At 71.5% G+C, this 6,442-nt stretch carries 7 protein-coding genes; 5 read left to right on the forward strand and 2 right to left on the reverse strand.

What is annotated here, in order from left to right; translation table 11 throughout:
- Positions 1–45 precede the first annotated feature (45 nt).
- Positions 46–720: a RadC family protein gene (radC, locus tag ACLFRB_RS08025; protein ID WP_411068494.1), complete on the reverse strand. Its 675-nt coding sequence runs from the start codon at positions 718–720 to the stop codon at positions 46–48.
- Positions 721–856: 136 nt separating this feature from the next.
- Here radC and ACLFRB_RS08030 point away from each other — a divergent pair, with 136 nt between their 5' ends.
- The 5 genes from ACLFRB_RS08030 to ACLFRB_RS08050 all read left to right on the forward strand — a co-directional run bounded on the left by ACLFRB_RS08030 (position 857) and on the right by ACLFRB_RS08050 (position 3,956).
- Complete coding sequence (locus ACLFRB_RS08030; protein WP_411068495.1) at positions 857–1,483, forward strand: CBS domain-containing protein; 627 nt, start codon at positions 857–859, stop codon at positions 1,481–1,483.
- Between the two features lie 14 nt (positions 1,484–1,497).
- The gene (locus tag ACLFRB_RS08035) at positions 1,498–2,079 is read left to right on the forward strand and encodes an HPP family protein (RefSeq protein ID WP_411068496.1); all 582 of its coding nucleotides are present in this window, start codon (positions 1,498–1,500) and stop codon (positions 2,077–2,079) included.
- 76 nt (positions 2,080–2,155) lie between these two features.
- Complete coding sequence (locus ACLFRB_RS08040; protein ID WP_411068497.1) at positions 2,156–2,650, forward strand: hypothetical protein; 495 nt, start codon at positions 2,156–2,158, stop codon at positions 2,648–2,650.
- A 40-nt stretch (positions 2,651–2,690) separates the two neighbouring features.
- Complete coding sequence (locus ACLFRB_RS08045) at positions 2,691–3,275, forward strand: TIGR00730 family Rossman fold protein (RefSeq protein ID WP_411068498.1); 585 nt, start codon at positions 2,691–2,693, stop codon at positions 3,273–3,275.
- A 141-nt stretch (positions 3,276–3,416) separates the two neighbouring features.
- Positions 3,417–3,956, forward strand: a complete 540-nt coding sequence (locus tag ACLFRB_RS08050; protein WP_411068499.1) for an isoprenylcysteine carboxylmethyltransferase family protein — start codon at positions 3,417–3,419, stop codon at positions 3,954–3,956.
- A 29-nt stretch (positions 3,957–3,985) separates the two neighbouring features.
- On the opposite strand, the gene ACLFRB_RS08055 is transcribed toward ACLFRB_RS08050, so the two are convergent.
- Complete coding sequence (locus ACLFRB_RS08055) at positions 3,986–6,292, reverse strand: DEAD/DEAH box helicase (RefSeq protein WP_411068500.1); 2,307 nt, start codon at positions 6,290–6,292, stop codon at positions 3,986–3,988.
- Positions 6,293–6,442: the final 150 nt, after the last annotated feature.

The raw sequence follows: 6,442 nt of genomic DNA on the forward strand, positions 1-6,442 counted from the left end.
CTTCTTCGCCCTATTTCCCGCCCAGGGATAGCATTCCCAACGCTGCTAGAGGAGCCCGCGCTGGGCGAAGGACGCGGCCTCGCCGTCGCCGATGACGAAGTGGTCCAGAAGCCGCACCTCCACCAGCTCCAGGGCCTGGCGCAGCCGCGCCGTGATCCGCTCGTCCTCGGCGCTGGGCTCGGCCACCCCCGAGGGGTGGTTGTGGGCCACGATCACCGCCGCGGCGTTGTGGTGCAGGGCCCGCTTCACCAGCTCCCGGGGATGCACCGCCGCGCCGTCGATGGTGCCCTGGAACAGCTCCTCGAAGGCCACCACCCGGTGCCGGGTGTCCAGGAACAGCGCCGCGAACACCTCCCGGGCCCGCTCCCGCAGCCGGGCGGTGAGGTAGTCCCGCGCCGCCCGGGCCGATTCGATGGGCTCGTCCCGGAACAGCCCCTCGGCCAAGTAGCGGCGCGTCATCTCGGTCACCGCCTGGAGCTGCACGTATTTGGCCGCCCCCAGGCCCGGGGCGGCGCAGAAGGCGGCCTCGTCCGCCGCCAGCAGCGGCCGCAGCCCGCCGAAACGCTCCAGAAGGTCGCGGGCCAGGTCCACCGCCGAGCGCCCCCGGGTGCCCGTGCGCAGGAAGATGGCCAGCAGCTCGGCGTCGGTGAGCGCCTCCGGCCCGCGCTCCGCCAGCTTCTCCCGGGGCCGGGCCTCCGCCGGCCAGTCGGTGATCGCCATAGGCTCCCCTTTCTAGCCTCCCCTTCATCATCAGGACCCTAGCACGGTCCGCCCGCACGGGGGACAGACCGGTCTCCCCTCATCCTCTAAATGATGTAAAATTTTTGCTTCATTCTAATGCCAGGTTATTTTTCCCATGCCGGGTTCAGGAGAAGGCAGCGGCCGGGTCCCTCCCGTGGAGGTGGAGCTCACGGAGGAGGACATCCAGACGGCCATGACGGCCATCCGCGCCTATATCGACATCACCCCGGAGGACTTCCGGGAGATCTACCACCTCGCCTTCCGCCACGCCCTGCAGCGCCTCAGCGGGGCCCTGCGGGCACGGGACCTCCTCGTCCGGGCCGTGGTAACCGTTACGCCGGACACGCCCCTCACCGAGGTGGCCGCCCTGATGATCCGCCACCGCGTCTCCGGACTGCCGGTGGTGGACGAGCGCGGCCGGGTGGCGGGCATCGTCTCGGAGCACGACTTCGTCACCCACGCCCGCGAGGAGGGCGACCACACCGTCATCGAGATCCTGCCGGCCACCGGCGGGCAGGAGGGTCACGCCTACGCCCACGTGGCGGCGGACATCATGACCCGGGAGGTGGCCACCCTGCGGGAGGACACTCCCCTGCCCGAGATCGCCGCCCGGTTCGCCGAGTGGCAGGTGAACCGCCTCCCCGTGCTCGACGATGCGGACCGGCTGGCCGGCATCGTGTCCCGCTGGGACCTGGTGGAGTCCGTCTTCACCGCCTTCTCCGCCGGCAGCCCGACCCCCTAGGGAACCATACCGACATGCAAGGCATCCTTTGGCGGAAGAGGCGTCCCTTCCGGCGACTGCTCGTATACTTCCTGAAGATGCGCGGCGCCACCCACGCCCCCCCGCGCGTGCCCCTGGCGGAGATCGGCTGGTCGTGGCTGGGCTCCTTCCTCGGCATGGCCCTCATCGCCGAGCTGCACATGCAGATGGTGGCCCGCGGCGACCTGATGCTGCTCATCGGCTCCTTCGGCGCATCCGCCGTGCTGGTCTTCGGCGCCATCCGCAGCCCGCTGGGCCAGCCGCGCAACCTGGTGGGCGGCCACGTGGTGTCGGCGTTGGTGGGGGTGGCCTGCTACCAGCTGCTCGGCGACCTGCCTTCCGTGGCCATTCCCGCCGCCGTGGCCACCGCCATCGCCGCTATGCACGCCACCCGCACCCTGCACCCGCCCGGGGGCGCCACCGCCCTGATCGCGGTGATCGGCAGCGATCAGGTCCACGAGCTGGGCTACCTGTTCGCCCTGGTGCCCGCCGGGACGGGGGCGGTGCTCATGCTGGCGGTGGGGCTGGTGGTTAACAACCTGCCCAAAAACCGCCGCTACCCGCAGTTCTGGCTCTGACTGCTCCTCTTGCGCGCGGCGCTGGGCCGCGGCAGGATCGAGCGGGTTCCCAGCGACGCAGGAGCGCGGACCCGACGTGGATACCCTGAGCCACACCCTGTGGGGCGGCGGGCTGTTCGGCTTTCGCGGCCGGATAAAGACCGCCCTGTTCTTCGGCGCCTTCCCCGACCTGGTCTCCTTCGGGCCCTGGTTCGCCGGACGGCTGCTCACCGGCCAATTCGGCGGCCACGACGGCCCGCCGCCGCTGGAGATCCTTCCAGGGTGGGTGTTCACCAACTACGCCTGGGGCCACAGCCTGGTGGTGGCGGGGCTGTGCGCGGCCCTGGCCTGGCGCTACCACCGTCCGCTGGGGTTCGCCATGCTGGCCTGGCCCCTGCACATCCTGGTGGACATCCCCACCCACACGGCGGCCTACTTCCCCACCCCCTTCCTGTGGCCGTTGTCCGGCTACACGGTGGACGGGGTCTCCTGGGCCCAGCCCTGGGTGTGGTATCCCAATCTGACCGCCCTCCTGTTGGTGTTCCTGGGGCGCTGGTACAACCGCCGGCCGGCCTCGCCGGAGAGCCGCTAGACCGCGGCCGGCCAACGCCGACCCATTAAAGAGGGAAGCTATGGAGCGCATCTGCGTCTTCGCCGGCTCCGGATCCGGCAACCGCCCCGCCTACGCCGAGGCGGCCGCCGCGCTCGGGGCCCGCCTCGCCGAAGGCGGCATCGGCGTGGTGTACGGCGGCGGCCACACCGGGCTCATGGGGGTGCTCGCCGACGCCGCCCTCGCCGCGGGGGGCGAGGTGGTCGGAGTGATTCCCGAAGCCCTGTGCACCCGGGAGCTCGCCCACCACCAGCTGTCCGAGCTGGAGGTGGTGAGCTCCATGCACGCGCGCAAGGCGCGCATGGCGGAGCTGGCCGACGCCTTCATCGCCCTGCCCGGGGGCATCGGCACCCTGGAGGAGCTGTTCGAGGTCTTCACCTGGGCCCAGCTCGGCCTGCACGCCAAGCCCTGCGGGCTGCTCAACGCCGCCGGCTTCTACGACCCCCTGGTGCGCTTCCTGGACGAAACGGTGGCCGAGGGCTTCCTGCGTCCCGACCAGCGCGCCCTGCTGGAGGTGGACAGCGAGCCCGCGGACCTGCTCACGGCCTTGGCTGCCTGCCATCCCGTCCCCGCCGGCGGCACCTGGATCGGCCCCGACCAGACCTGAAGCCCCCCTCCCAAGGCTTGCCGGACCCACACGCTGTGCCATCCATACGGGAGGTTTTCGCTTCCCACTGCCGGGGAGCCCGCTGGCCCGCCGCCCCCATAGCCGGCACAATAACCCCCTTGTGAAATCAAGGGGAAGGCCATGGCTCCACCGCTCTACGTCCTGTTCCTAGTGGCCCTCGGGCTCCGCCTGGGCTCGCTCTGGATCTCCCGCCGCAACGAGCAGCGCCTGCGGGCGCAGGGCGCGGTGGAGTCCGGCGCGCGCACCTCGCGGCTGCTCGCCGTGCTCCACACCGCCATCTACCTGGGCTGCCTCATCGAAGGGATAATCCGGGGCGCCCAGTTCGACACCGCCGCCCAGGCGGCCCTGGGGGTGTATGCCCTCGCCATGCTCGCTCTGGGCATGGTGATCCGGGCCCTGCGGCCGGTGTGGACGGTCAAGCTCCTGTTTCTTCCCGACCACCCCGTCAATCGGGGCTGGCTGTTCCGCCGGGTGCGCCACCCCAACTACCTGTTCAACCTGATCCCGGAGGTGGTCTCACTGCCGGTGGTGTTCGATGCCTGGATCACCCTTGCGGTGCTGGTCCCGGTTTATCTGGTCGTCCTCGGTATCCGGGTAATGGAGGAGGAGCGCGTCCTGCGGACCCTCCCCGATGCAGGAAGCACCATTCCGGAGGGATGATCTCCCCCCATGGGCAAGGGGGCGGCGACTCAGGCGGTGGGCTTGCCGAGCCAGTACGCCAGCAGGGCGACGGCGCCATGCTTGTCCAGAGGCTCGTTGGCGTTGCCGCACTGGGGGTCCTGCACGCAGGAGGGACAGCCCGTGTCGCAGGGGCACTCGCGCAGGGCCTGGAGGGTGGCGGTGAGCCAGTCGCCCAGGGTCTCGAAGCCGCGGCGCGCGAAGCCGATGCCGCCCTCGTAGCCGTCGTAGACGAAGATGGCCGGGCCGTTGAGGGGCGGGTAGAGGGGGTAGCTGACGCCGCCGACGTCGGTGGCGTCGCACAGGGCGAACAGCGGCAGCATCTTGATCAGGGCGTGCTCGGCGGCGTGCAGGGCGCCGGGCAGGTCGGCGCCGACCTCTCCGATGGCCGCCTCCGCGTCCCCGGTGACCGGCAGCCACAGCCCCTCGGTGTCGAAGGTGGTGGCGGGCAGATCCAGGTCGTGGGTGCCGATGCGCTTACCGTCCGCGGTGCGGCGGCGCTCGTAGCCGGTGACCCGCCGGGTGATGCGCAGGACGCCGAAATGGGGGATGAGCCGGTTGCCGCGCCGCCGGCGCCTGGTCTCGCGGATGTCGGTGTCCTCGTCGGACAGGGCCCGGGTGTAGTAGTGGACCTTGGCGGGGCGGGCCACCGCGTAGCGGCCCTCCAGGTTTAGCTCGACGATGCGGTGGTTTTGCCCCCGGTGCAGGTAGACGGCACCGGGGAAGGCCTCGCGCAGCACCCGGTCGCCGTCCAGGTCCCCCAGGGGCTGGCCCGCCTCGTCGACGATGCGAAAAGAGGGACCGAGAGCGCGGATGCCCACGGCGCGCTGGGGGCTGGGCAAGGCCGCGTACCAGGTGTCCCCCTCGCGGCGCAGTCCGCCCCCGGCCTCCAGGTCCGCCAGGGCCTCCCGAAAGGCGTCCGGATCGCCGTCGGCATAGACCGGGTCGTCGGCGCGCAAAGGCAGCTCGGTGGCGGCGCAGGGCAGGTGCTGGCCGAGCAGGCGCGGGTTGGCCGGGTCCACCACCACGGCCTCGTGGCTGCGCTCGAAGAAGGCCTCCGGGTGGCGCATGAGGTACTGGTCCAGGGCGTCGTTGCCGGCCACCAGGAAGATCACCGCGTCCGCCCCGCGCCGTCCCACCCGCCCGGCGCGCTGCCAGGTGCTCGCCACCGAGCCCGGGTAGCCCACCAGCACGCAGGCGTCCAGCTCGCCGATGTCCACCCCCAGCTCCAGGGCGGAGGTGGAGATGACCCCGTCCAGCTCCCCGTTGAATAACCGCTGCTCGATGGCGCGCCGCTCCGCCGGGAGGAAGCCCGCCCGGTAGGGGCTGATGCGCGCGGCCAGGGCGCCGCCGCGCTCCGCCGCCCACTGGTAGACCAGCTCCGTGGCGCGCCGGGCGCGGGTGAAGGCGATGGTCTTCAGGCCGCTTTCCAGGCAGCGCAGGAACAGGTCCGTGGCGGTGGTGTAGGGGCTGGTCTCGGGGCGCACGAAGTAGAAGTGCTTGCCGCCGGCCGGCGCCCCGCTCTCGGTGACGGGAGTGAAGGGCACGCCCAGCAGGGTCTCCGCCAGCTCGGCGGGGTTGGCGATGGTGGCGGAGCAGGCGATGAACCGCGGCTCGGCCCCGTAGTGGCGCGCCACCCGGCGCAGGCGACGGAAGACCTGGGCGGCGTGGCTGCCGAACACCCCGCGGTAGGTGTGGATCTCGTCCACCACCACGTAGCGCAGGTTGGCGAAGAATTCCGCCCACTTGTCGTGGTGGGGCAGCAGGCCCAGGTGGAGCATGTCCGGGTTGGTGAACAGGGCGGTGGGCGGCTGCTCACGGATCTTGGTGCGGCGGTGGCCCGGGGTGTCGCCGTCGTAGACCTCCGCCGCCTGCAGGGGCGCCCGCTCCCGGGGTCCCGGCTCCGGGTGCAGGCCCAGCTCGCCGGCCAGGGCATTGAGCCCGCCCACCTGGTCCTGCTCCAGGCCCTTCAGGGGGAAGACGTACAGCGCCCGGGCGGCGGGGTCCGCCAGCGCCGCCTCCAGCACCGGCAGGTTGTAGACGAGGCTCTTGCCGGAGGCGGTGGGCGTCATGGCCACCACGTGCTCGCCGCGCCGCGCCGCCGCCACGCCCTCCGCCTGGTGGGAAAAGAGCCGATTCATACCTCGTCCGGCCAGCACCTCGGCAAGGCGCGGATCGAGGTCCAGATCACCGTACACCGCCGGGCGCGGCGGCACATAGCGGAAGTGGGCCCGCTCCCGGCGGAAGCGCTCTTCGTCCTCCAGATCGGCGCGCAGCGTGTCCAGGGGCGTATGGGCGTGGGCTTTCCTGGTGGCCATGCCTCTTGGCTCTTTCGGGCTGGTTGGGCGGGAAGGATACCGAAAACGCCAAGGCGCCAAGAACCGGGAGGCCCGGGTTGGTGGTCGCGGCGGGGGCCGCCGCTTGTATGTTGGAACAGGACATCGAGGGCGGGAAAGTAAAGGGACCGG

It is taken from the genome of Thiohalorhabdus sp., assembly GCF_046545655.1.
Classification (GTDB): Bacteria; Pseudomonadota; Gammaproteobacteria; order Thiohalorhabdales; family Thiohalorhabdaceae; genus Thiohalorhabdus.

Bases quoted from the DNA above. Each gene is read 5' to 3' on its own strand.
- ACLFRB_RS08035 (WP_411068496.1), top strand. From the start codon at position 1,498: ATGCAAGGCATCCTTTGGCGGAAGAGGCGTCCCTTCCGGCGACTGCTC.
- radC (WP_411068494.1), bottom strand. From the start codon at position 720: ATGGCGATCACCGACTGGCCGGCGGAGGCCCGGCCCCGGGAGAAGCTG.
- ACLFRB_RS08030 (WP_411068495.1), top strand. From the start codon at position 857: ATGCCGGGTTCAGGAGAAGGCAGCGGCCGGGTCCCTCCCGTGGAGGTG.
- ACLFRB_RS08055 (WP_411068500.1), bottom strand. From the start codon at position 6,292: ATGGCCACCAGGAAAGCCCACGCCCATACGCCCCTGGACACGCTGCGC.
- ACLFRB_RS08050 (WP_411068499.1), top strand. From the start codon at position 3,417: ATGGCTCCACCGCTCTACGTCCTGTTCCTAGTGGCCCTCGGGCTCCGC.
- ACLFRB_RS08045 (WP_411068498.1), top strand. From the start codon at position 2,691: ATGGAGCGCATCTGCGTCTTCGCCGGCTCCGGATCCGGCAACCGCCCC.